We start from the raw sequence: 24760 nt of genomic DNA, 5'->3' as shown, positions 1-24760 counted from the left end.
TTCGTTCGCTGCTGTCCGGTGCTGGTGGGGTGCTGTGGGGTGCGCCGGCCGTTCGGTTGCGTCTCCGCTTGTGTTCCGGGTCGCGCCGATCGCGCGGTGTGATGCTCCGATCATGCAGTGCGAGGGGGCTTGGCGTCGATGGTATGCGTCTGCTGTCGGTGGCGGGTCGTAGGGTTTCGGGTATGACGATGAGCTCCGGTGCCGTGCCAGGCGCAGCCGATGCCGATGCCGATGCAGCGACGGTTGCGGGCGCGGGTGCGGTGGCGCCCGCTTCGCTGTCGCCTTCGCGGGCGAGCGATTTCATGCGGTGTCCGCTGCTGTACCGGTTCCGGGTGATCGACAAGCTGCCGGAGAAGCCGAGTGCGGCGGCGACCCGGGGGACGTTGGTGCACGCGGTGCTGGAGCGGCTCTTCGACCACCCGGCGCAGGAGCGGACGGCGCCGCGGGCGAAGGCGTTGATCCCGGGGCAGTGGGACCGGCTGCTGGAGTCGAAGCCGGAGCTGATGGAGCTGTTCCCGGAGGGGGACGAGGGGGCGGGGCTGGCGCGGTGGCTGACGGAGGCCGAGGCGCTGGTGGAGCGGTGGTTCACGTTGGAGGACCCGACGCGGCTGGAGCCGGTGGAGCGGGAGTTCTTCGTGGAGACGGAGCTGGAGTCGGGGCTGCGGCTGCGCGGGATCATCGACCGGGTGGACGTGGCGCCGACGGGCGAGGTGCGGATCGTCGACTACAAGACGGGCAAGGCGCCGCGGCCGGAGTATGCCGAAGGCGCGTTGTTCCAGATGAAGTTCTACGCGCTGGTGGTGTGGCGGCTGAGGCAGGTCGTGCCGCGGCGCCTTCAGCTGGTGTATCTGGGCAGTGGTGACGTGCTGACGTACGACCCGGTGGTGGAGGACCTGGAGCGGGTGGAGCGCAAGCTGCTGGCGCTGTGGGACGCGATCCGGGAGGCGACGCTGTCGGGTGACTGGCGGCCGCGCCCGACGAAGCTGTGCGGCTGGTGTGATCATCAGGCGGTGTGTCCGGAGTTCGGCGGGACTCCCCCGGCCTATCCTCTGGTGATCACACCGCGGCCCGTGCCCGGTGCCGGGGCGGATCGCCCCGCCGGTTCCTGATCATCGGGTCAGGGCAGAATGGGCGGGTCCGCCGAAGCCGTTTGACGAATACGAGGTAGACCCCGTGGCGATCCGCGTCCTACTGGTCGACGACCAGCCGCTGCTGCGCACCGGCTTCCGGATGATCCTGGAGGCCGAACAGGACCTGGCGGTGGTCGGTGAGGCCGGGGACGGTCTGCAGGCGCTGGACCAGGTACGGGCGCTGCAGCCCGACGTGGTGCTGATGGACATCCGGATGCCGCGGATGGACGGGGTGGAGGCGACCCGGCAGATCACCGGTCCGGGCCGGGACGGTCCGGCGAAGGTGCTGGTGCTGACGACCTTCGATCTGGACGAGTACGTGGTGGAGGCGTTGCGGGCGGGTGCCAGCGGCTTCCTGTTGAAGGACGCGCCCGCCAATGAGCTGGTCCAGGCGATCCGGGTGGTGGCGGCGGGCGAGGCGATGCTCGCGCCGAGCATCACGCGCCGGCTGCTGGACAAGTACGCCGGTCACCTGCCGTCGGGTGAGGAGAGCGTGCCGAACACCCTGGGGACGCTGACCGAGCGCGAGGTCGAGGTGTTGAAGCTGGTGGCCCGGGGGCTGTCGAACGCGGAGATCGCGGCGGACCTGTTCGTGAGCGAGACCACGGTGAAGACGCATGTGGGTCATGTGCTGACGAAGCTGGGTCTGCGCGACCGGGTGCAGGCCGCGGTGTACGCGTACGAGAGCGGTCTGGTGCGCCCCGGGGCGCAGTAGCAAGTCCTTCCTCCCGCTCGTACGGCAACGGGCCGGCAGCCGCGTCGCGCGGTTGCCGGCCCGTTGCCGTGCCGTGTGCGGGTGGCTCAGCCCTTGCTGATCTCCCAGAAGCGGAAGACGGTCGAGGCGTCGAGGGACCACTGCAGGCCGGTCACGTTCTGCCGGGTGACCGCGTACTGCTTGCCCTGCCAGAGCGGGAGGAGCGGGACCTCGTCGGCGACGATGTCCTGGAGGCGGTTGTAGTCCATGTTGGCCGAGGTGCGGTCGGACTTCGCGGAGGTCGACGGGATGATCGTCCCGGTGATCTCCTTGTTGTCGTAGTTGTTGTGCAGCACGTTGTCCGGGCCGAAGAAGGGCTGCGTGAAGTTGTCGGCGTCCGGGTAGTCCGGCACCCAGCCCTTCACGTAGATGCCGTACTTGCCGTCCTGGATGTCCTTCTCGTACTGCTCGAACTCGACGGACTTCATGTCGGCCTCGAAGAGGCCGCTGTCGTTGAGCTGCTTGGCGATGACCTGGAACTGCTGGTCGGTGGAGGGGCCGTAGCGGGACGGCGTGGAGTACAGGGTCACCTTGACCTTGTTGTTGATGCCCGCGGCCCGCAGGAGGGCCTTGGCCTTCTCCGGCTGCGGGGTGCCGCCGTACCGGTCGAAGAAGGGGGTGGTGTGTCCGGCGATGCCGGCCGGGACGATCGAGTAGAGCGGGGCCGCGGTGCCGGCGTAGACGTCCTTGACGAGCGCCTCGCGGTCCACGAGGTACGCGATGGCCTTGCGGACGGGGAGCTTGCCGACGACCGGGTCGTTCACGTTGAAGACCATGTGCTCGACCTCGGCGCCCGTGCCCTGGACGACGTCGACCTTCTGGTCGCCGGTCTTGGTCGAGGCGAGGGCGGCGATGTCCTTGGCGGCCAGGCCGCGGAAGGCGAAGTCGACGTCGCCGCTCTCCAGGACCGTCTTGAGGGCGGCCTGGTCGCCGTTGAAGAACTTCAGCGTCACGCCGGTGTTCTTGGCCTTGGCCTTGCCGCTGTAGGAGTCGTTGACCGAGAAGGAGGCGCTCTTGTCGTTGATGGAGTCCAGCTTGTAGACGCCGGAGCCGACCGCCTTGCCGTCCGTACGGAGCTTGTCCGCCGGGTATTCGGCGTGGTCGACGATGGAGCCCGCGCCCGAGGCGATCTTGCTGGGGAAGGTCGCGTCGGACGTCTTCAGGCGGAAGACGACGGTCTTGTCGTCCGGGGCGTCGATGCCGGCGATCGACGAGAGCATGACGGCCGGGCCGTTCTCGTCGTTGATCTTGAGCGTGCGCTCGAAGGAGTACTTGACGTCCTTCGAGGTGAGGCTGTGGCCGTTGCTGAACTTCAACCCGCCGCGCAGGGTGCACTTGTAGAGCTTGCTGTCGCCGCCCTCGAAGGCGCAGGACTGCGCGGCGTCGGGCTCGGGCGTGGTGCCGCCCTTGGGGAAGCTGAGCAGCGACTGGAAGACGTTGTTGAAGAGCAGCCAGGAGCCCGGGTCGTAGCCCGAGGCCGGGTCGGTGGCCTTCACCTTGTCGGATATGCCCATGACGACGCCCTTGCCGCCACCGGCGGAGCCCTCCGTCGAACCGCAACCGCTGAGCAGCGCGGCGGCGGTGGCAGCGCCGAGCGGGGCCGCCAACCACTGGTTACGTCTCATCACGCGAACGTCCTTCACAGTCGAACTGTTTCGTTGCTCCGGCCTGCGAATCCCGCTGCCGGTCCTTGCCGTTCTCAGCCGCTGACGCCCCGGCCGAGTTCCCACAACTGGAGGTCGGAGATGGCGTTGACCGACCACTCCACTCCGGTGATCCCGTCGCGTGCGGCGACGTACTGCTTGCCCTGCCACAGGGGCAGGACGGGGACGTCGTCGGCGACGATGTCCTGCATCTCCGTGATCGCGGGGACGGCGACGTTGCGGTCGACGGCGCGCCGGGATTCGGGGATGAGCCTGGTGCGCACCGCGGCGTTGGCGTACGGCGTGCCCAGGAAGTTGTCCTGCTCCAGGAACGGGGCGAGGAAGTTGTCGGCGTCGGGGTAGTCGGGGAACCAGCCGAGCCCGTAGGCGGCGTAGTCGCCCTTCTTCTGCGCGGGCCGGAAGTCGCCCCACTCGTTGCCCTGGACGGTGATGTCGAAGAGCTGGGTGGAGTTCAGCTGGGCCTTGAGGGCCTCGAACTCGGCCGCGGTGCCGTCGCCGTAGTGGTCGTTGGTGTAGTTGAGCGTCAGCTTGACGGGGGTCTTGATCCCGGCGGCCTTCAGCAGGTCGGCGGCCTTGGCGGTGTTGGCCTCGCCGTACTTGTTGAAGAAGGAGTTGACGTGTCCGGTCACGGTGGTGGGGACCAGCGAGTACAGGGGCTGCGCCGACTTGCCGTAGACCTTGGAGATGAGGGCGTTGCGGTCGACGGCCGCGGCGAGGGCCTGGCGTACGGCCTTGTCCTTGACGACCGGGGCCTCGGTGTTGAAGCCGAGGTAGCGGATCTCCAGGCCGGGCATGGGGACGAGCTTGACGCCCTTGGGGGGCTTGGCGGAGAGCTCGGTGATCTGGGCGGGCGACAGGGTGCGGGAGACCATCTGGATGGATCCCGAGGCGAGCGCCTTGTTCATGGCGTCGGAGTCGGCGAAGGTGCGCAGCTCCGCCTTGTCGTTCTGGAGCTTGATGTCGCCCTTGTAGTTCGGGTTCTTGCTGAAGACGGCGCGGACCAGCTGGTTGCCCTTGACCTCGGCCTTCATCGTGTACGGGCCGGAGCCGTCCACGGCGAAGCCCTCGCGGAGCTTCTTGGCGTCGTAGTTCTTGGCGCTGACGATGCCGGCGGCCGGGGTGGAGAGCTTGTACGGGAAGGTCGCGTCGGGGGTCTTCAGGTGGAAGACGATGGTGTCGGCGCTCTTGGTCTCGATGGTGTCGAGGGTGGAGAGCAGCGAGGAGGGGCCGTTCTCGTCCTTGATGGCGAGGACGCGCTCCAGGGAGAACTTGACGTCCTGGGCGGTGAGCGGGTCACCGGAGGCGAACTTGAGTCCGGGGCGCAGGGTGCAGCGGTAGCTCTCGTTGCCGGTGTCGGTGAAGCGGCAGTCGGAGGCTGCTTCGGGGACGGGCTGGCCGCCGCCGCGCGGGGTGTGCATCAGCGTCTGGACGGTCTGGCGCAGTACGTTCCAGGCGCCGGCGTCGTAGGCGTAGGCGGGGTCGAACGGGGCGGGGGCGTAGTCGGCGGCCTCGAACCGGTCGGTGGTTCCGACGACGATCGCTCCGGATCCTGCTCCTCCGCCGCTCGTGCTGCCGCATGCGGTCAGCACGGGGGTGAGCAGTCCGGCCGCGGCCGTCAGCACCATGGTCTTGCGGTTCATGCTGGAAGTACTCCCTATACCGGCACTTGCTCAAAGCGGTGTGAAGGGCACTTCGCGGCGGTCGCCCGTTCAGGGCGGAACGATCGGGCCGGTGTTGTGACGATCGGTCCACGCGATTCCGGAACAGGGGTGTGTGTCCGGAACGGCTGAGGTGCGGCGCGGTGCCCGGATCGACATTAGTGGCCCTGGACGGGATGGCTGGAACTGGCAGGACTTGGGGCGTATTCGCACTGTGACGGGAGCGGACCGGCTGTTCGCACGGGGGCGTTCACAGATTCGGTCAGGTGCTGATCAATCCGGACACAAGGGAAGCCCCGGCGGCCTCCCGGCCCGTCCGGCAGTGGCCCCGCGGGTGACGAAGGTCACCTGGGGCAACTGCCACGGAAGGGATGGAATTTCAGCCTCCGGGGCCCTATACGGAACATCTTCCCGCGGGACCTTGGGCCTACGGGCGTTCCGTTCGGCACTGAGCGTGTGCGTTCAGTTCATCGGAGTGATGAGGGAGCGCAGGAACGGCAGATCGACGTCCTCCAGCGAGCGCACGACGGTACGGCCCGGGGCGGGCTCGATCCGGCCGACCGAAGGGACCGCGACGACCCGGCATCCGGCGGCCTCGGCGGCGGCCACGCCGGTGGCGGTGTCCTCGATGACGGCGCAGCGCGAGGGGTGCGCGCCCAGGGTGCTCGCGGCGAGCAGGTACGGGTCGGGGTGCGGCTTGGTACGGGCGACCTCGTCGCCGGCGACCGTCATCGTGAAGCGGTCGCGGCCGAGGGTGAGCAGGACCTGGTCGATGACGCGGCGGTGCGAGGCGGAGACGAGGGCGGTGGGTACGTTGTGCCGGGCCAGCTCGCTCAGCAGCCGCTCGGCGCCGGGCATGAGCGGGACGCGGTCGGCGATGCGCGCCTCGAAGCGCTCGTTGAGCAGCACGCTGAGCTCAGCGAGGCCGATGGAGGCGCCGGTGGACTCGATCAGGAAGGCCGCGCTGCGGCTCATGGGGCCGCCGACGACGATGTCGCGCCAGGACTCGTCGAGCCGGTGGCCCAGCTCGTGGAAGATCTCCGCCTCGATCTCCCACCAGAATCCCTCGGTGTCGACGAGGGTGCCGTCCATGTCGAGCAGCACCGCCTGCAGGGCGTGCCCGTCGGCCGTGCGGGCGACGGGGGCGGGGACGGTGCTGGTCATTCGGCACACCTCTCGGGGGACGAGAAGGCCGGTCACCTCTTCCTGCGGGACGCGCCCGGAGGAACAGGCGACCGGCCTGTATGGGACCGACAAGTGTACGTCGGCCCGCGTCAGCGTGCGTTGAAATACTTCGCGTCGGGGTGGTGAATCACAATGGCGTCGGTGGACTGCTCGGGGTGGAGCTGGAACTCCTCCGAGAGGTGGACCCCGATCCGCTCCGGCTGGAGGAGGTCGGCGATCTTGGCGCGGTCCTCCAGGTCGGGGCAGGCGCCGTAGCCGAGCGAGAAGCGGGCGCCGCGGTACTTGAGGTCGAACATGTCCTCGACCTTGGCCGGGTCCTCGCCGCCGAACCCCAGTTCCGCGCGGACCCGGGCGTGCCAGTACTCGGCCATGGCCTCGGCGAGCTGGACGGACAGTCCGTGCAGCTCCAGGTACTCGCGGTAGGAGTCGGACTCGAAGAGCTTGGCCGTGGCCTCGCCGATCTTCGATCCGACGGTGACGACCTGGAGGCCGACGACGTCGGTCTCGCCGGACTCCTCCGGGCGGAAGAAGTCCGCGAGGCACAGGCGGCGGCCGCGGCGCTGGCGCGGGAAGGTGAAGCGGGTCCGCTCGTTGCCCTGCTCGTCGAGGATGATCAGGTCCTCGCCCTTGGCGACGCAGGGGAAGTACCCGTAGACGACGGCCGCTTCCAGCAGGTTCTCGGTGTGCAGCTTGTCCAGGAGGCCGCGCAGCCGCGGACGGCCCTCGGTCTCGACGAGCTCCTCGTACGTCGCGCCGCCCGCGCGGGCCTGCTTGAGGCCCCACTGCCCCTTGAACAGGGCGCCCTCGTCGAGCCAGGAGGCGTAGTCCTTGAGCGGGATTCCCTTGACGACGCGGGTGCCCCAGAACGGCGGGGTGGGGACGGGGTTGTCGAAGGGGACGTCGGAGCGGCCGCCCGGCTCCGCGGGCTCGTCCACCTGCAGGGCGGGAGTGTCGCGCTTGGCCACGCGGCGCTGCTTGAGCTCGGGCAGGCTGGCTCCGGGGACGCCGCGCTTGACGGCGATGAGGGCGTCCATCAGACGCAGGCCCTCGAAGGCGTCGCGGGCGTAGCGGACCTCGCCCTCGTAGATCTCGTGCAGGTCCTGCTCGACGTAGGCGCGGGTGAGGGCCGCGCCGCCGAGGATCACCGGGTAGTCGGCGGCCAGCTTGCGCTGGTTCAGCTCCTGGAGGTTCTCCTTCATGATCACGGTGGACTTCACGAGGAGGCCCGACATGCCGATGACGTCGGCCTTGTGTTCCTGCGCGGCTTCGAGGATCGCGGAGACCGGCTGCTTGATGCCGATGTTGACGACGTTGTAGCCGTTGTTGGTCAGGATGATGTCGACGAGGTTCTTGCCGATGTCGTGGACGTCGCCGCGGACGGTGGCCAGCACGATCGTGCCCTTACCCTCGTCGTCCGTCTTCTCCATGTGCGGTTCGAGGAAGGCGACGGCGGTCTTCATGACCTCGGCGGACTGCAGGACGAAGGGCAGCTGCATCTGGCCGGAGCCGAAGAGCTCGCCGACGACCTTCATGCCCTCCAGGAGGGTGTCGTTGACGATGTCGAGCGCGGGGCGGGTGAGCAGGGCCTCGTCGAGGTCGGCGTCCAGGCCGTTCTTCTCGCCGTCGATGATGCGGCGCTGGAGGCGCTCGTCCAGCGGCAGGGCGAGGAGCTCCTCGGCGCGGCCGGCCTTCAGCGACTTGGTGTTGACGCCCTCGAACAGCGCCATCAGCTTCTGGAGCGGGTCGTAGCCCTCGGCCCGCCGGTCGTAGATGAGGTCCAGGGCGGTGCCGACCTGCTCGTCGTCGAACCGGGCGATCGGCAGGATCTTGGAGGCGTGGACGATGGCGGAGTCCAGGCCGGCCTTGACGCACTCGTCGAGGAAGACGGAGTTCAGCAGGACGCGGGCGGCCGGGTTGAGGCCGAAGGAGATGTTCGACAGGCCGAGGGTGGTCTGGACGTCCGGGTGGCGGCGCTTGAGCTCGCGGATGGCCTCGATGGTGGCGATGCCGTCCTTGCGGGACTCCTCCTGGCCGGTGCAGATGGTGAAGGTCAGGGTGTCGATGAGGATGTCCGACTCACGGATCCCCCAGTTCCCGGTGAGGTCGTCGATCAGGCGCTCGGCGATGGCGACCTTGTGTTCGACGGTACGGGCCTGGCCGTCCTCGTCGATGGTCAGCGCGATCAGCGCGGCGCCGTGCTCCTGGGCCAGCCGGGTGACCTTGGCGAAGCGGGACTCGGGGCCGTCGCCGTCCTCGTAGTTGACGGAGTTGATGACGGCGCGGCCGCCCAGCTTCTCCAGGCCGGCCCGGATGACGGGGACCTCGGTGGAGTCCAGGACGATCGGCAGGGTCGAGGCGGTGGCGAAGCGGCCGGCGAGCTCCTGCATGTCGGCGACGCCGTCGCGGCCGACGTAGTCCACGCACAGGTCGAGCATGTGCGCGCCCTCGCGGATCTGGTCGCGCGCCATCTCCACGCAGTCGTCCCAGCGGGCCTCCAGCATGGCCTCGCGGAACTTCTTCGACCCGTTGGCGTTCGTGCGCTCGCCGATCGCCATGTACGAGGTGTCCTGGCGGAAGGGCACGGTCTGGTAGAGCGAGGCGGCGCCGGGCTCGGGCTGCGGGGCGCGCTCGGTGACGGCCGTGCCGCGGACCCGCTCCACCACCTGGCGCAGGTGCTCGGGGGTGGTGCCGCAGCAGCCGCCGACGAGGGAGAGCCCGTACTCGTGGACGAAGGTCTCCTGGGCGTCGGCGAGCTCGGAGGCGCTCAGCGGGTAGTGCGCGCCGTCCTTGGTGAGGACGGGCAGGCCTGCGTTGGGCATGCAGGAGAGCGGGATGCGGGAGTTGCGCGCGAGGTAGCGCAGGTGCTCGCTCATCTCGGCGGGGCCGGTCGCGCAGTTCAGACCGATCATGTCGATGCCGAGCGGCTCCAGGGCCGTCAGGGCGGCGCCGATCTCGGAGCCCAGCAGCATGGTGCCGGTGGTCTCGACGGTGACGGAGCAGATCAGCGGGACGGAGACGCCGAGCCGCTCCATGGCGCGGCGGGCGCCGATGATGGAGGACTTGGTCTGCAGGAGGTCCTGGGTGGTCTCGACGAGCAGCGCGTCGGCGCCGCCGGAGAGCAGGCCCTCGGCGTTGATCTGGTAGGCGTCGCGGATCTGGGCGTAGGTGATGTGGCCGAGGGTCGGCAGCTTGGTGCCGGGGCCGATCGAGCCGAGTACCCAGCGCTGCTGCCCGGTGGAGGCGGTGAACTCGTCGGCGACCTCGCGGGCGATGCGGGCGCCGGCCTCGGAGAGTTCGAAGTTCCGTTCGGCGATGTCGTACTCGGCGAGGGCCGCGAAGTTCGCGCCGAAGGTGTTGGTCTCGACACAGTCCACGCCCACCGAGTAGTACGCCTCGTGGACGGAGCGCACGATGTCGGGGCGGGTGACGTTGAGGACCTCGTTGCAGCCTTCGAGCTGCTGGAAGTCCTCCATCGTCGGGTCCTGCGCCTGGAGCATCGTCCCCATGGCTCCGTCGGCGACGACCACGCGGGTGGCCAATGCCTCTCGGAGGGCATCTGCCCGGGTCTGGGTGTCAGCGGGCGGGTTCGGCAACGAGGCCATGGTTGTGCTCCCTGGGATGCGACGGCTGTCGGCTTTGCACCCCCTCTGCGTCAAGGGTGCACGCGGTCAGCGTAACCGCGCTCCGGCAACCCCGGTGGGGGCGTCCCACGTGGCGGACTGCATTCTGTGCGCGGGAGTGTCCGGGAAGTGTCGGGGACCTGTCGCGCTCGCCACCGGCTCGAACACTTCTCCCCCAGTGCGCGGGGTCGACATCGACCGATACTGTTCAGCATTGTCGAACTACGTCAGCAGGAGGCTGAACGATGGCACGGAACATCCAGTCGCTCGAACGAGCCGCTGCGATGCTGCGGCTCCTGGCGGGCGGCGAGCGCCGGCTGGGACTGTCGGACGTGGCGTCGTCCCTGGGCCTGGCCAAGGGCACGGCCCACGGGATCCTGCGCACCCTGCAGGCCGAGGGCTTCGTGGAGCAGGACCCTGCCTCCGGGCGCTACCAGCTCGGTGCGGAACTGCTGCGCCTGGGCAACAGCTACCTGGACGTGCACGAGCTGCGCGCCCGGGCCCTGGTGTGGACGGACGACCTCGCGCGCGCGAGCGGCGAGAGCGTGTACGTGGGGGTCCTGCACAAGAGCGGGGTGCTGATCATGCACCACGTCTTCCGGCCCGACGACAGCCGCCAGGTGCTGGAGGTGGGGGCGATGCAGCCGCTGCACTCCACCGCGCTGGGCAAGGTCCTGTCGGCGTACGACCCGGTCGCGCACACGGAGGCCGTGGAGGCGGAGCGCGAGGCGTTCACCCCGCGCACGGTCACCGATCCCGCGGGTTTCGAAGAGGTCCTGGACCTGACGCGGGCCCGCGGCTGGGCGGCGGACGTCGAGGAGACCTGGGAGGGCATCGCCTCGGTGGCCGCGCCCATCCACGACCGGCGCCGGATGCCCGTCGGGGCCGTTGCGGTCGCGGGCGCCGTGGAGCGGGTCTGCGGGGACTCCAGGGAGCCGCGTGCGGCCCTCGTGGCGTCCGTGCGGGACTGTGCGCGCGCCGTTTCACGCGACCTCGGCGCGGGCCGGTTCTAGCCCCTCCGTAGGCCTTCTCGGCCACTCCCTGGCCCCTTTCTGCCCTCTTTTCGCCATAACCCGGCCACCTGATGGCCGGATTTGTTCGATCGTACCGAGTGGTAACGATCCGACACTTTGGCCTGGCCGACTCTTGACGCGTTCTTCACTTCAGCGGAAAACTGCCGTTCATCGGTCGGCATTGTCGAACACCTACCGGCAATACGCGCTAGGGTGGGGCAAGGCCATGGACCGGTGCAGCACTCACCGAGTGCGCGGACCGCCGGACGGGACCGGTGACCGCTCACCCCCTGAACGACAAAGGAGTCGCGGGTGTCCACCTCCGACATCTTCATCGGCGAGACCATCGGTACCGCCCTGCTCACCCTGCTCGGCGGTGGCGTCTGCGCCGCCGTGACGCTCAAGAGCTCCAAGGCCCGCAATGCGGGCTGGCTTGCCATCACGTTCGGCTGGGGTTTCGCCGTCCTGATCGCCGCGTACGTCTCCGCGCCGCTCTCCGGCGCGCACCTGAACCCGGCGGTCACCGTCGGCCTCGCCGTCAAGACCGGCGAGTGGAACGACGTGCCGGTCTACTTCGCCGGCCAGCTGCTGGGCGCGATGCTCGGCGCGGTCCTGATGTGGGTCACCTACTACGGACAGTTCCGCGTGCACCTGGCGGACCCGGAGCACATCCGCGACGCGAAGCTCGGTCCGGAGGACCCGCACCCGCACGACGTGGCCGGTCCTGTGCTCGGCGTCTTCTCCACCGGCCCCGAGATCCGTAATGTCGTCCAGAACCTCGCCACCGAGATCATCGGCACCGCGGTCCTGGTCCTGGCCATCCTCACCCAGGGGCTCCAGGCCGACGGCAAGGGCCTCGGCGTCATCGGCGTCCTGATCACCTCGTTCGTCGTCGTCGGCATCGGCCTCTCCCTCGGCGGCCCGACCGGCTACGCCATCAACCCGGTGCGCGACCTCGGTCCGCGCATCGTGCACGCCCTGCTGCCGCTGCCCAACAAGGGCGGCTCGGACTGGGGATACTCCTGGATCCCGGTGGTCGGCCCGCTCGTCGGTGCCCTCGCCGCCGGCGGTCTGTACAACATCGCGTTCGCCTGATCAGCATCGGCACGATCGCAAGATCTGCACCGCACCTGAATCTGCCTACCTAGAGATCTGCCAGGAGCAGCCATCATGACCAGCAGCACCGGCCCCTTCATCGCCGCGATCGACCAGGGCACCACCTCCTCCCGCTGCATCGTCTTCGACCGCGACGGCCGCATCGTCGCCGTCGACCAGAAGGAGCACGAGCAGATCTTCCCGAAGCCGGGCTGGGTGGAGCACGACGCCGCCGAGATCTGGACCAACGTCCAGGAGGTCGTCGCCAGCGCCATCGCCAAGGCCGAGATCACCGCCGCGGACGTCAAGGCCGTCGGCATCACCAACCAGCGCGAGACCACCGTCCTGTGGGACAAGAACACCGGCGAGCCGGTGCACAACGCGCTGGTCTGGCAGGACACCCGCACCGACGCCCTGTGCAAGGAGCTCGGCCGCAACGTCGGCCAGGACCGCTTCCGCCGCGAGACCGGCCTGCCGCTGGCGAGCTACTTCGCCGGCCCCAAGGTCCGCTGGCTGCTCGACAACGTCGAGGGTCTGCGCGAGCGCGCCGAGGCGGGCGACATCCTCTTCGGCACCATGGACTCCTGGGTCATCTGGAACCTCACCGGTGGCGCCCAGGGCGGCGTGCACGTCACCGACGTCACCAACGCCTCGCGCACCATGCTGATGAACCTGCACACCCTGGCCTGGGACGACAAGATCGCCGAGTCCATGGACGTGCCGCTCAACGTCCTCCCGGAGATCAAGTCCTCCGCCGAGGTCTACGGCCACGTCAAGGACGGCGTCCTCGCCGGCGTCCCGGTCGCCTCGGCGCTCGGTGACCAGCAGGCCGCGCTGTTCGGCCAGACCTGTTTCGCCGAGGGCGAGGCGAAGTCCACGTACGGCACCGGCACGTTCATGCTGATGAACACCGGCGACAAGATCATCAACTCCTACAGCGGCCTGCTGACCACGGTCGGCTACCAGATCGGCGACCAGAAGCCGGTCTACGCGCTGGAGGGCTCCATCGCCGTCACCGGCTCGCTCGTCCAGTGGATGCGCGACCAGATGGGCCTGATCAAGTCCGCGGCCGAGATCGAGACCCTCGCCTCCTCCGTCGAGGACAACGGCGGCGCGTACTTCGTGCCGGCCTTCTCCGGACTGTTCGCCCCGTACTGGCGCTCCGACGCCCGCGGTGTGATCACCGGCCTCACCCGGTACGTCACCAAGGCGCACATCGCCCGTGCCGTCCTGGAGGCCACCGCCTGGCAGACCCGCGAGATCACCGACGCCATGACCAAGGACTCGGGCGTCGAGCTCGCGGCCCTCAAGGTCGACGGCGGCATGACCTCCAACAACCTGCTGATGCAGACGCTCTCGGACTTCCTGGACGCCCCCGTGGTGCGCCCGATGGTCGCCGAGACCACCTGCCTCGGCGCCGCCTACGCCGCCGGCCTGGCCGTCGGCTTCTGGCCCGACACCGACGCCCTGCGCGCCAACTGGCGCCGCGCGGCGGAGTGGACCCCGCGGATGCCCGCCGAGCAGCGGGAGCGCGAGTACAAGAGCTGGCTCAAGGCCGTGGAGCGGTCGATGGGCTGGGTCGACGACGAAGACGCCAGCTGACCGCACGGCCGGCGCAATCGACGAGTAAGTAGGAGTCAAGGGATATGAGCAGCCTGCAGAGCGTTCCCGCACTGGGTACGCACCCGACCGCCGGTTCGAACGCGAGCCGCGCCGAGACCCGTGAGCAGCTGGCCAAGGCCACGTACGACCTGCTGGTCATCGGCGGTGGAATCCTGGGCACCTCGGTGGCCTGGCACGCCGCGCAGTCGGGTCTGCGGGTCGCCATGGTGGACGCCGGCGACTTCGCCGGCGCCACCTCCTCGGCCTCCTCCAAGCTCGTCCACGGCGGCCTGCGCTACCTGCAGACCGGCGCGGTCAAGCTGGTCGCCGAGAACCACCACGAGCGCCGGGTGCTGGCCAAGGACGTGGCCCCGCACCTGGTCAACCCGCTCACCTTCTACCTCCCGGTGTACAAGGGCGGGCCGGTCGGCGCCGCGAAGCTGGGCGCGGGCGTCTTCGCGTACTCGGCGCTCTCCGCCTTCGGCGACGGCATGGGCAAGGTCATATCGCCCGCCCGTGCCGCCGCCGACAACCCGGGCCTGAAGACGGACAACCTCAAGGCCGTCGCGGTCTACTACGACCACCAGATGAACGACTCCCGCGTCGCCGTCATGACGGTCCGCGCGGCCGTCGAGTCGGGCGCGGTCGTCCTCAACCACGCCGAGGTCACCGGGCTGCGCATGACGCGCGGCCGGGTCTCGGGCGCCGAGCTCAAGGACCGTCTCGACGGCACCGAGTTCGGGGTGGACGCGCGCGTCGTGCTCAACGCCACCGGCCCGTGGGTGGACCACCTGCGGCGCATGGAAGACAAGCACTCGATGCCGTCGATCCGCCTCTCCAAGGGCGCGCACATCGTGATGAAGCGCAAGTCGCCCTGGAAGGCCGCCATGGCCACCCCGATCGACAAGTACCGCATCACCTTCGCCCTCCCCTGGGAGGACCAGCTGCTGCTCGGCACCACCGACGAGGTGTACGAGGGCGACCCGGGCGACGTGCGCGCCACCGAGTCCGACATCCAGCAGATCCTGGACGAGGCGGCGTTCTCGGTGAAGGACGCCGACCTCGACCGCTCCCTGATGACCTACGCCTTCGCGGGCCTGCGGGTGCTGCCCGGCGGCCCCGGCGGCGTCGAGAAGGCCAAGCGCGAGACGGTCGTCTCCGAGGGCGCGGGCGGCATGCTGTCCGTGGCCGGCGGCAAGTGGACGACGTACCGTCACATCGGCCGCGTGGTCATGGACAAGCTGGCCAAGCTCCCGGGCAGCCCGCTGACCGACGACATGGAGCCGGCGAAGTCGCTCGTACGCCGGATCCCGCTGCCCGGTGTCGCCAACCCGAACGCGGTCGCGCACCGGCTGCTGGTGGACCGTGAGCCGGGTACCCGGATGGACCCGCTGACCGCCCGCCACCTGGCGTCCCACTACGGCTCGCTGGCCTTCGACATCGCGCGCATCGCGAACGAGGACCCGGCGCTGGCCGAGCGCATCCACCCGGACGGTCCGGAGATCTGGGCGCAGGTCGCCTACGCCCGGGACAACGAGTGGGCCGAGACGGCCGACGACGTGCTGCGCCGCCGTACGACGGTGACGATCCGCGGCCTGGACAGCGACGAGGTCCGCGGCCGGGTCGAGGAGATGCTGGCCCGCAAGGCGTAGCCGCACCGGCAGGTGGGCAGAGGGGCGGTTCCGAGGGGAACCGCCCCTCTGTCGTGGGCTGTGGTTGGTGTCGCATCAAGGCTTAGGCTGACCCACGTACGCAAGGGAACTTCGGAAGGAGACCTGGGTGATCGAGCTTGAGGGCGTGCCCGAGCTGATCGACCCGGTCATGGTGGCCGCGTTCGAGGGCTGGAACGACGCGGGTGACGCGGCCTCCGGTGCGGTCGCGCACCTGGACCGGGAGTGGAAGGGCGAGGTCTTCGCGGCTCTGGACGCCGAGGACTACTACGACTTCCAGGTCAACCGGCCGACGGTGTGGCTGGACAACGGGGTACGGAAGATCACGTGGCCGACGACGCGGCTGTCGGTGGTCCGGATCGGCGGTGCCAAGCCCCGTGACCTGGTGCTGGTCCGCGGGATCGAACCGTCCATGCGGTGGCGGTCGTTCTGCAACGAGATCCTCGGCTTCGCGCACGAACTGGGCGTGGAGATGGTGGTCATCCTGGGCGCGCTGCTCGGCGACACCCCGCACACGCGGCCGGTGCCGGTGAGCGGGGTCACCTCGGACGCGGACCTGGCGCGGACGATGGACCTGGAGGAGACGAAGTACGAGGGCCCCACGGGCATCGTGGGGGTCCTCCAGGAGGCGTGCACGCACGCGGGGGTCCCCGCGGTGTCGCTGTGGGCTGCGGTGCCGCACTACGTGTCGCAGCCGCCGAACCCCAAGGCGACGCTGGCGCTGCTCAACCGGCTGGAGGATCTGATCGACATCCGGATCCCGCTGGGCGAACTCCCGGAGGACGCGCGGGCCTGGCAGCTCGGCGTCGACCAACTGGCCGCCGAGGACAGCGAGGTGGCGGAGTACGTCCAGACGCTGGAGGAGGCGCGCGACACGGCGGACCTCCCCGAGGCCTCGGGCGACGCCATCGCGCGGGAGTTCGAACGCTACCTGCGCCGGCGGGACCCGTCCGCGGGTCCGGAGACGGCCACCGACACGGGCTCGTTCTTCCGCGACCTGTCCGGCGGCGGCCGCACCCAGCCGAAGCCGAAGCCGGAGCCGGACGACACGGCGGACGCGAACGGCAGGGCCGAGGCGGCCGGCCCCGCGGAGGCGCAGGGACCGGCGGAGGCACAGGGCCCCGCGGAGCCCGGCAGACCGCCGGAAGGCACCGGGGAGACCGGTGGCACCGGAGAGACCGGGGACACCCCCGAGACATAGGCCGTCCGCACCGCGGCGGTGAACGGCGGAGCGCCCCCGGCATCGTGCCGGGGGCGCTCCGCCGTTGCTGCCGGCCGGTGTTACAGCGCCACGCCGAGCAGCGCGTCGACCGTGCGGGAGACCAGGCCGGGGGCGGACTCGTCGTCGCCGTCCGTGGCGATCTGGAGCTCGACCCAGCGGTCCACGGCCGCCAGCGCGGCAGGGGCGTCCAGGTCGTTGGCGAGGGCCTCGCGGACCTCCTCGACCAGGGCGTCGGCCGGGATGCCGTCCGGGCGGGACACGGCCGCGCGCCACCGCTCCAGGCGCGCCTCGGCCTCGGCGAGGACGGCGTCCGTCCACTCCCAGTCGGCGCGGTAGTGGTGGGACAGCAGGGCGAGGCGGATCGCCGCCGGGTCGACGCCCGCGCGGCGCAGCGCGGACACGAAGACCAGGTTGCCCTTGGACTTCGACATCTTCTCGCCGTGCAGCGCGACCATGCCCGCGTGCACGTACGCCTTGGCCATCGGGAACTCGCCCGTCAGCACCTGCGCGTGCGAGGCGCCCATCTCGTGGTGCGGGAACGCCAGGTCCGAGCCGCCGCCCTGGATGTCGAAGGTCATCCCGAGGTGGTCCAGGGCGATGGCGACGCACTCGATGTGCCAGCCCGGCCGGCCGCGGCCCAGCGAGCCGCCGTCCCAGCTCGGCTCGCCCTCGCGCGCAGCCATCCACAGCATCGGGTCGAGCGGGTTCTTCTTGCCCGGGCGCTCGGGGTCGCCGCCCCGCTCTGCGGAGAGGAGGCGCATGGCTTCGGCGTCCAGGTTCGAGACCTTGCCGAAGTCGGGGTCGGACTCCACCGAGAAGTAGACGTCGCCGTCGAGCTCGTACGCCGCGCCCGCGTCCCGCAGCCGCTCGACCAGGGGCACGATGCCCGGTATGGCCTCGACGGCTCCGATGTAGTGCTGCGGCGGCAGCATCCGCAGGGCCGTCATGTCCTCGCGGAAGAGGGCCGTCTCGCGTTCGGCGAGCTCGGTCCAGTCCTCGTTGTCGCGCAGCGCACGCTCCAGCAGTGGATCGTCCACGTCCGTGACGTTCTGGACGTAGATGACCTGCCGCTTGGTGTCGAGCCACACGCGCTGAACGAGGTCGAACGCGTTGTAGGTCGCCGCGTGACCGATGTGGGTCGCGTCGTAGGGGGTGATCCCACAGACGTAGATACGGGCGACGGGACCGGGGGCGAGGGTGATCGTCCCCTGGGTCGCGGTGTCGTGGATCTGGAGGTCGCGGCCCTTGCCAGGCAGGGCGGGGACCTCAGAAGCGGGCCAGGCATGCATGTCTCGAGCGTAACCGGACGCGTGTTCTTCAAACGAACCGGACCTGCACTCTTGGCCTGATCCGCACTCTTGCGATCTGGCCGGATCTGTGCGAGCCGCGCAGGGCTGGTTCAGACCGGCGGCCAGGGGATCGCGGGCCACTGCCCGGACGGCCGGGGGTGCACGCCGGAGGCCCGCAGCCGGGCCACACGGGCCCGTACGGCGGCCAGCTCGACGGGGGTGATCAGTTCGCCCAGCCGGGTGGCGAGCGGCTCCCCGTCGGCCAGCCGGGCCGCCAGATCGGACAGCACCCCGGTCGCCTCGGCGGTCAGCGGCTCCCCCGCCCAGCCCCACAGCAGGGTGCGCAGCTTGTCCTCGGCGTGGAAGCTCACCCCGTGGTCGATGCCGTACAGCCGCCCGTCGGGCGCGGGCAGCAGGTGGCCGCCCTTGCGGTCGCCGTTGTTGATCACGGCGTCGAGGACGGCGAGGCGGCGCAGTCTGGGGTCGTCGGCGTGCACGAGGAGGGCGGTGCGGCCCTCCCCCACCTCGGCGAGGGCGATCGGCTTCCAGCCCTCCCCGGCCTCCTCGCCGTCCACGAGTGCGAGCAGCCCGGGCCCGTCCGATCCGTCGGCGCCGGCCTCATCGGCCTCATCGGCTTCATCGGCCTCGCCGGAGTCGGCTGCGTCGGCTGCGCCCTCCAGTCCGCCCGGCCCCGCGGACTCGATCCACTGCTGGACCATGCCCTCGCCGTACGGCCCGTCGCGCAGCACGGTCGGCGGGACCAGTCCCCATCCCGTGGCCTCGGAGACCAGATAGGCGGCGACCTCGCGCTGCGCGAGGTTCCCGTCGGGGAAGTCCCACAGCGGGCGCTCGCCCTTGACGGGCTTGTACACGCAGTCCGCGGTGAGGCCCCCGTACGCGACGCTGCACAGCAGCACCGCGTTGGACGCCTCGCGGATCCGGCCGACGACGGTCAGCTCGCCCTTGGCGAGCAGTTCCTCCAGCTCCCCCGTGGCGCTCACGCCTGGCGCCGGTAGCCGTTCTGGCGCGGGCAGACGTGTCCCTCGGGGTCCAGCGGCAGGCTGCACAGCGGGCACGGCGGCCGGCCCGCGTTGACCACGTCCAGGGCCCGCTTGGCGAAGGCCCGGGCCTGGGCGCCGCTGAGGCGGACCCGCAGCATCGGCGGGCCGTTCTCCTCGTCCTGGAGCAGCCGCTCCTCCGCCTCGGCGAGGTCCTCGTCCGAGTCGGCGTCGAGCTCCACCAGGGCCTGCGCCTCGACGATCATGCGCTGTTCCTCGCCGTCCCAGGCCAGGGCCATGGTGCCGACGCGGAACTCCTCCTCGACGGGAACGTCCAGGGGCGCGGTGTCGGCGGCCTCGGCGGAGGCGACCGCCGGGACCGGGGAACTGCCGCCGGTGCGCCGCACGACCTCGTCCAGCAGCTCGTCCATCCGCTCGGCGAGCGCCGCGACCTGGGTCTTCTCCAGGGAGACGCTGGTGACCCGGGGGCCGGAGGAGGCCTGCAGGAAGAACGTACGGCGTCCCGGCAGACCGACCGTGCCGGCCACGAAGCGGTCCGGGGGGTCGTAGAGGAACACCTGACGGGGCACGTCCAGTCTCCAAGTCTCGGCGGCAGGGGCAGGTCTGCGCCCTTGTGTTGGCCCGTCCACCCTACTGCGCCGTTCGATCACACCGCGCCCGCGCCGCCTCCCACCACGGCGTTCCCGCCGTCTTCGGTCGCTTTGTCCGAGGCGGCGGCCGCGGCGGCGTCCGGTGCCGCGGGGTGTTCGCGGGGCGCGAACGACGCGAAGTCCCCGGTGTCGCCGAGCCGGAGCAGGAAGGGCCGGGTCGGCGTGTAGCGGATGGCGGTGACCGAGCAGGGGTCGACGTGGATGCGCTGGAAGAGGTCCAGGTGCATGCCCAGGGCGTCGGCGACAAGGGACTTGATGATGTCCCCGTGCGAGCACATCAGGAAGACGGCGTGGCCGCCGTGCTCCTCCTCGACCCGCGCGTTCCAGTCCCGTACGCAGTCCACCGCGCGCGCCTGCATGGCCCGCATGGACTCGCCGCCGGGGAAGGCCGCGGCCGACGGGTGCTGCTGGACGATCTTCATCAGGGGCTCCTCGGAGAGCTCCGAGAGTTTGCGGCCCGACCAGTCGCCGTAGTGGCACTCGCCGATCCGCTCGTCGGTGTGCGTCGCGAGCTCCGGGCGGGCGGCCAGCAGCGGGGCCATGGTCTCCCGGCAGCGTTGCAGCGGGCTGCTGACGACCGCCGCGAGCGGCACCCCGGCGAGCCGGCCGGGCAGCGCCGCGGCCTGCTCGCTGCCCCGCTCGTCGAGGGCGACCCCCGGGGTCCATCCGGCGAGCAGTCCTGCGGTGTTGGCGGTGGAGCGCCCGTGTCGTACGAGGATCAGCGTGGCCATGGCGCAAGCGTATGCGGTGGCGCCGTTGTGCGGGCCGGCCGTCGGCAGGGAAGAATGCCCCGCGTGATTGTGGACTGCGCGATGTACCGCAACGGCCGCCGTTCCGAGGCGCCCGGGGACTTCTCGGACGCCCTCGACGAGGCGCGGGCGGCCGGTGACGCCTTCCTCTGGATCGGCATGCACGAGCCGACGGCGAAGGAATTCGAGCACGTCAGCCAGGAGTTCGGCCTGCACCAGCTGGCGGTGGAGGACGCGCTGACCGCGCACCAGCGCCCGAAGCTGGAGGTGTACGACGACTCGCTCTTCGTGGTCCTCAAGCCGGTGATGTACGACGACGACTCCGACACGGTCACCACCGGCGAGCTCATGGTCTTCATAGGGGACTCCTTCGTGGTCACCGTCCGGCACGGCGAGGGGGCCGCGCTGGCCGCCGTACGACGACGGCTGGAGCACGAGCCCGACGTGCTCAAGCACGGCCCGACGGCGGTGCTGTACGCGGTCTCCGACGCGGTGGTGGACCACTACATCGAGGTGGCGGCCGAGCTCCAGGCCGACCTGGAGGAGCTGGAGGCGGAGGTCTTCGCACCGAACACCGCGGACACCAAGAACACCGCCGCCCGGATCTACGGGTTCAAGCGGCAGGTCCTGGAGTTCCGCCGGGCCACCAGCCCGCTGCTCCAGCCGATGGACCGGCTGGCCTCCGGGGCCGTGCCCTTCGTGCACGAGCACTCCCAGCCGTTCTTCCGGGACGTCGCCGACCACCTGACGAAGGCGAACGAGTACATCGAGGGCCTGGACCGGCTGCTCTCGGACGCGCTGGCCGCCCATCTGGCCCAGATGGGCGTCCGGCAGAACGACGACATGCGCAAGATCTCGGCCTGGGCGGCGATGGCGGCGGTCCCCACGATGGTCGCGGGGATCTACGGGATGAACTTCGACCACATGCCGGAGCTCAGGCAGTCCTGGGGCTACCCGGCCGTGGTGGTCCTCATGCTCGCGCTGTGCCTGGGCCTGCACCGGATGTTCAAGCGCCGGGGCTGGCTGTAGGGCTCCCCGCCGGCTCCGTCAGACGAACTCGGGCGCGGAGGCCGGGGCGCCGCCGAGCGCGTCGCGCCGCTCCGGCACGCGCAGGTCGATCATGCGGTGCCAGCCGCTGAACCTCTCGTACGCGTACATCCCGCGGATCCCGGCGGCGAGCGCGGCGGCCTTCGGCGCGGGCCAGCGCAGCAGGCGGCCCATGTGGTCCATGACGGCGAGGCTGACGTCGCGGTAGACGGCGATCTCGGCGAGGGCGCTCTCGCGCAGCACCCGCTGGATGGTCCGGCCGTGCCCCTCGCGGGCGAGGCGCAGCAACTCCTCGTGGCAGTAGGCCAGGTGGTTGTCCTCGTCGTGGCTGATCATGCGGATGGCCTTGCCGACCTCGGGGTGGTCGCCGAAGTGCTTGACCAGCATCTCCATCTGGTCGGCGGCGCGCTGTTCGGTGACCCTGCTGTGCGCGAGGTAGACGACGATGTCCTCCTCGGTCAGGGGCTCGTCGCGGCGGAGCTTCGCGTGCGCGAGGCCGATGCCGCGCCGCTCCAGCAGCATCGTGTAGTCGGTCTCGGGCGGGACCGGGACGGGCGGCAGGCCGCGCTTGCGCAGCAGCGCGTTGAAGATCCGGCCGTGCTTGTCCTCCTCGGCCCCGTGCCGGGTGATCTTGGGTGCGAGGTCGCGCATGCCGTCCGGCACCAGGGCCGCGATGCGGGCGTTCTCCCAGCCGCCCTGGGACTCCCCGCTGGCGGCGATGGAGCAGAACAGCTGGAAGGAGTCGTCGTTGTCGACGATCTCCTGGAACAGACTGCGGGCAGAGAGCATGCACCGAGTGAAACGCCGCTCGCCGGGGCGGGCAACCGAGGGGCCGCGCGGCTCGTCCGAATGACCGAACCCCGGATGTGGCCGACGGTGCGTAACCCGGGGGCCGCCCGGCGCGTTGTTGGCTGTGTCGGCCGTGGCGGGGAAGACCCCCCGAGCCCCCACCACGGCCGCAGGCGTACGGCGCCCCGCGAAGTACTAGGCGAGTCCGGCGATCTCCATGGCCCGGGTGCCGGCCCGCAGGGCGGCGAGCCGCTCGTCGAGGGTGAAGCCGGCCGGGGCCAGCGTCAGGGTGGTGACCCCGGCCTCCGCGTAGGCCCGCATCCCGTCGGCGATCCGCTCCACCGGGCCGAGCAGGGTGGTGGAGTCGATCAGCGAGTGCGGGATCGCGGCGGCCGCGCCCTCCTTGTCGCCCGCCAGGTACTTGTCCTGGATCTCGGCGGCTTCCTTTTCGTAGCCCATGCGCTGGGCGAGCTGGTTGTAGAAGTTCTGCTTCCGGCTGCCCATCCCCCCGACGTACAGGGCGGTGTACGGGCGGAACATGTCAGCGAGGGCGTTCACGTCGTCGCCGAGGGCCAGCGGCACGGTCGGGCAGACGTCGAAGCCGTCCATCGTCAGCCCGGCCTTCTCGCGGCCCGCCCGGATGTGGGTCAGCGCGGTGGCCTCCAGGTGCTCGGCCGCCGGGAAGATCAGCAGCGCGCCGTCGGCGATCTCGCCGGTCTGCTCCAGGTTCTTCGGGCCGATGGCGGCGATGTAGAGCGGGATGTGCTCGCGCTCGGGGTGCACGGTCAGCTTGAGCGGCTTGCCCGGGCCGCCGGGCAGCGGCAGGGTCCAGTGCTCGCCCTCGTAGGAGAGGCGCTCGCGGCTCATCGCCTTGCGGACGATCTCCACGTACTCGCGGGTCCGCGCGAGGGGCTTGTCGAACTTCACGCCGTACCAGCCCTCGGAGACCTGCGGCCCCGAGACACCGAGGCCCAGGCGGAAGCGGCCCTTGGTGAGCGAGTCGAGGGTGGCGGCCGTCATCGCGGTCATCGCGGGCTGGCGGGCCGGGATCTGCAGGATGGCGGACCCCACGTCGATGCGCTCGGTCTGGGCGGCGACCCAGGCGAGCACGGTGGGCGCGTCCGATCCGTACGCCTCCGCGGCCCAGCAGACGTCGTAGCCGAGCCGGTCGGCCTCCTGGGCGACGGCGAGGTTGTCGGCGTCCATGCCCGCACCCCAGTAGCCGAGATTGATGCCGAGCCGCATGTTCGTCCCCTTACGGTGTGCGCTTTACCGATCAGTAACGTAGGTCTGCGGTGGACTGTAGCGCGCCCGGGTGTCCCGCGTCAGTGCCCCAGTAGTCTCAGCGCTCATGGAGCAGAGGCATCTCGGCCGCACCGGACTGCGCGTGTCCCGGATCGGCCTCGGCACGCTGACCTGGGGCCGTTCGGCGGAAGGGCCCGACGAGGCGGAAGCGGCCGAGCAGTTGAAGACGTTCTGGGAGGCGGGCGGCACCCTCGTCGACACCGCGGACGTGTACGGGGGCGGGGAGGCGGAGTACCTCCTGGGCCGGCTGATCGGCGGGCTGGTGCCGCGCCGGGACCTGGTCATCGCGACCAAGGCGGGCAGCGTGCCCGACCCGCGGCGGCGCGTCGACGGCTCGCGCGGGCACCTGCTCGCCGCGCTCGACGACTCCCTGGCCCGGCTGGGCACGGACCACGTGGACCTGTGGCAGGTGCACGCCTTCGACACGCAGACCCCGCTGGAGGAGACCCTCCAGGCGCTGGACCTCGCGGTCAGCAGCGGCCGGGCCCGGTACGCGGGGGTGGCGGACTTCTGCGGCTGGCAGCTGGCGAAGGCGGCGACCTGGCAGCTCGCGGCGCCCGGGGTACGGACCCGGCTCGCCTCGACCCAGATGGAGTACTCCCTGCTCCAGCGCGGGGTCGAGCGCGAGGTGCTGCCGGCCGCGCTGGACCTGGGGGTCGGCCTCCTCCCCTCGTCCCCGCTGGGTCGCGGGGTCCTGACGGGCAAGTACCGGGACGGCATCCCCGCGGACTCGCGGGCCGCGTCCGAGACGCTCGGGGCCTTCGTGGACCCCTACCTGGACGAGGCGGCGGGCCTGATCGTGGACGCGGTGGCGACGGCCGCGCACGGCTTGGCCGTGACCCCGCTCCAGGTGGCCCTGGCCTGGGTCCGCGACCGCCCGGGCGTGGCCGCCCCGATCGTCGGCGCGCGCACGGCGGAGCAGCTCGCGGCGGCGCTGTCGGTGGAGGCCCTTAGGCTTCCGGAGGAGATCTGCCAGGCGCTGGACGACGTTTCCGCGCCCGTGCACCGCTACCCCGACCAGGACTGGAGCACCCTGTGACCACGGACCCCGCCGCCGCCCCTCTCGGAGCACCCCCGGCCGAGCAGCCCGGCCCGGCGGGACACGCCGAAGGCGCGGACGCCCCGGAACCGGACGAAGTCCAGGAGCACGGCGCCGCCGGGGGGCCGGACGCGGACGCCCCGGAACCGGACGAAGTCCAGGAGCACGGCGCCGCCGGGGGGCCGGACGCGGACGCCCCTGCTCCGGACGAGGCTCGGGAGGGGGGCGCCGCCGGAGGGCCGGGGGCGGATGCCCCTGAT

At 70.7% G+C, this 24760-nt stretch carries 20 protein-coding genes; 9 read left to right on the top strand and 11 right to left on the bottom strand.

Annotated elements, in window-relative coordinates:
- Nucleotides 1-302: 302 nt before the first annotated feature.
- The gene (locus AB0M99_RS08565) at nt 303-1109 is read left to right on the top strand and encodes a PD-(D/E)XK nuclease family protein (protein WP_365918111.1); all 807 of its coding nucleotides are present in this window, start codon (nt 303-305) and stop codon (nt 1107-1109) included.
- A 64-nt stretch (nt 1110-1173) separates the two neighbouring features.
- Nucleotides 1174-1845 (top strand): response regulator transcription factor, encoded by a 672-nt coding sequence (locus AB0M99_RS08560; protein WP_365917983.1) that lies wholly within the window; start codon nt 1174-1176, stop codon nt 1843-1845.
- 86 nt (nt 1846-1931) lie between these two features.
- On the opposite strand, the gene AB0M99_RS08555 is transcribed toward AB0M99_RS08560, so the two are convergent.
- From AB0M99_RS08555 to metH, 4 genes are all read right to left on the bottom strand, one after another.
- Nucleotides 1932-3509 carry an ABC transporter substrate-binding protein gene (locus AB0M99_RS08555; RefSeq protein WP_365917982.1) on the bottom strand — a complete coding sequence of 526 codons (1578 nt, stop codon included), beginning with the start codon at nt 3507-3509 and terminating at the stop codon, nt 1932-1934.
- 74 nt (nt 3510-3583) lie between these two features.
- Complete coding sequence (locus AB0M99_RS08550) at nt 3584-5188, bottom strand: ABC transporter substrate-binding protein (protein WP_365917980.1); 1605 nt, start codon at nt 5186-5188, stop codon at nt 3584-3586.
- A 480-nt stretch (nt 5189-5668) separates the two neighbouring features.
- Complete coding sequence (locus AB0M99_RS08545) at nt 5669-6370, bottom strand: HAD family phosphatase (RefSeq protein WP_365917978.1); 702 nt, start codon at nt 6368-6370, stop codon at nt 5669-5671.
- 110 nt (nt 6371-6480) lie between these two features.
- The gene (metH, locus tag AB0M99_RS08540) at nt 6481-9993 is read right to left on the bottom strand and encodes a methionine synthase (protein ID WP_365917976.1); all 3513 of its coding nucleotides are present in this window, start codon (nt 9991-9993) and stop codon (nt 6481-6483) included.
- Between the two features lie 263 nt (nt 9994-10256).
- On the opposite strand from metH, the gene AB0M99_RS08535 reads away from it, so the two are divergent.
- The 5 genes from AB0M99_RS08535 to AB0M99_RS08515 all read left to right on the top strand — a co-directional run bounded on the left by AB0M99_RS08535 (nt 10257) and on the right by AB0M99_RS08515 (nt 16592).
- On the top strand, nt 10257-11024 hold the full coding sequence (locus AB0M99_RS08535) for an IclR family transcriptional regulator (protein ID WP_365917974.1): 768 nt from the start codon (nt 10257-10259) through the stop codon (nt 11022-11024).
- A 312-nt stretch (nt 11025-11336) separates the two neighbouring features.
- Nucleotides 11337-12119 carry an MIP/aquaporin family protein gene (locus AB0M99_RS08530; protein WP_365917972.1) on the top strand — a complete coding sequence of 261 codons (783 nt, stop codon included), beginning with the start codon at nt 11337-11339 and terminating at the stop codon, nt 12117-12119.
- Nucleotides 12120-12194: 75 nt separating this feature from the next.
- Nucleotides 12195-13721, top strand: coding sequence for a glycerol kinase GlpK (gene glpK, locus AB0M99_RS08525; protein WP_365917970.1), 1527 nt, complete (start codon nt 12195-12197; stop codon nt 13719-13721).
- A gap of 44 nt (nt 13722-13765) precedes the next feature.
- Nucleotides 13766-15373, top strand: coding sequence for a glycerol-3-phosphate dehydrogenase/oxidase (locus AB0M99_RS08520; protein WP_365917968.1), 1608 nt, complete (start codon nt 13766-13768; stop codon nt 15371-15373).
- A 127-nt stretch (nt 15374-15500) separates the two neighbouring features.
- The gene (locus AB0M99_RS08515; RefSeq protein ID WP_365917966.1) at nt 15501-16592 is read left to right on the top strand and encodes a PAC2 family protein; all 1092 of its coding nucleotides are present in this window, start codon (nt 15501-15503) and stop codon (nt 16590-16592) included.
- An 80-nt stretch (nt 16593-16672) separates the two neighbouring features.
- Here AB0M99_RS08515 and mshC read toward each other — a convergent pair whose 3' ends face one another.
- The 4 genes from mshC to AB0M99_RS08495 form a co-directional block, all read right to left on the bottom strand.
- Nucleotides 16673-17902 carry a cysteine--1-D-myo-inosityl 2-amino-2-deoxy-alpha-D-glucopyranoside ligase gene (mshC, locus tag AB0M99_RS08510; protein WP_365917964.1) on the bottom strand — a complete coding sequence of 410 codons (1230 nt, stop codon included), beginning with the start codon at nt 17900-17902 and terminating at the stop codon, nt 16673-16675.
- A gap of 110 nt (nt 17903-18012) precedes the next feature.
- Nucleotides 18013-18936, bottom strand: a complete 924-nt coding sequence (locus tag AB0M99_RS08505) for an SCO1664 family protein (protein ID WP_365918109.1) — start codon at nt 18934-18936, stop codon at nt 18013-18015.
- Nucleotides 18900-19490, bottom strand: a complete 591-nt coding sequence (locus tag AB0M99_RS08500) for a DUF3090 domain-containing protein (protein ID WP_365917962.1) — start codon at nt 19488-19490, stop codon at nt 18900-18902. Before AB0M99_RS08500 ends, AB0M99_RS08505 begins: the two co-directional genes overlap by 37 nt.
- A 77-nt stretch (nt 19491-19567) precedes the next feature.
- Nucleotides 19568-20302, bottom strand: coding sequence for a histidine phosphatase family protein (locus AB0M99_RS08495; RefSeq protein ID WP_365917960.1), 735 nt, complete (start codon nt 20300-20302; stop codon nt 19568-19570).
- 54 nt (nt 20303-20356) lie between these two features.
- On the opposite strand from AB0M99_RS08495, the gene corA reads away from it, so the two are divergent.
- Nucleotides 20357-21349, top strand: coding sequence for a magnesium/cobalt transporter CorA (corA, locus tag AB0M99_RS08490; protein WP_365917958.1), 993 nt, complete (start codon nt 20357-20359; stop codon nt 21347-21349).
- 18 nt (nt 21350-21367) lie between these two features.
- On the opposite strand, the gene AB0M99_RS08485 is transcribed toward corA, so the two are convergent.
- Both AB0M99_RS08485 and AB0M99_RS08480 read right to left on the bottom strand, forming a co-directional pair.
- Complete coding sequence (locus AB0M99_RS08485) at nt 21368-22156, bottom strand: ferritin-like domain-containing protein (RefSeq protein ID WP_365917956.1); 789 nt, start codon at nt 22154-22156, stop codon at nt 21368-21370.
- A gap of 195 nt (nt 22157-22351) precedes the next feature.
- Entirely contained in the window at nt 22352-23401 is a 1050-nt protein-coding gene (locus AB0M99_RS08480) for an LLM class F420-dependent oxidoreductase (protein ID WP_365917954.1), read from the bottom strand.
- A 106-nt stretch (nt 23402-23507) separates the two neighbouring features.
- On the opposite strand from AB0M99_RS08480, the gene AB0M99_RS08475 reads away from it, so the two are divergent.
- Nucleotides 23508-24500, top strand: coding sequence for an aldo/keto reductase (locus AB0M99_RS08475; protein WP_365917952.1), 993 nt, complete (start codon nt 23508-23510; stop codon nt 24498-24500).
- Here AB0M99_RS08475 and AB0M99_RS08470 read toward each other — a convergent pair.
- The coding region (locus AB0M99_RS08470) for a hypothetical protein (RefSeq protein WP_365917950.1) at nt 24470-24760 on the bottom strand (291 nt) is incomplete at its 5' end. The two genes, AB0M99_RS08475 and AB0M99_RS08470, sit on opposite strands and share 31 nt — an antisense overlap.

Source organism: Streptomyces sp. NPDC051183 (genome assembly GCF_040682455.1).
Lineage (GTDB): Bacteria > Actinomycetota > Actinomycetes > Streptomycetales > Streptomycetaceae > Streptomyces.
The sequence above is the reverse complement of the archived record's forward strand: the minus strand, read 5'-3'. Positions and strand labels throughout refer to the sequence as shown.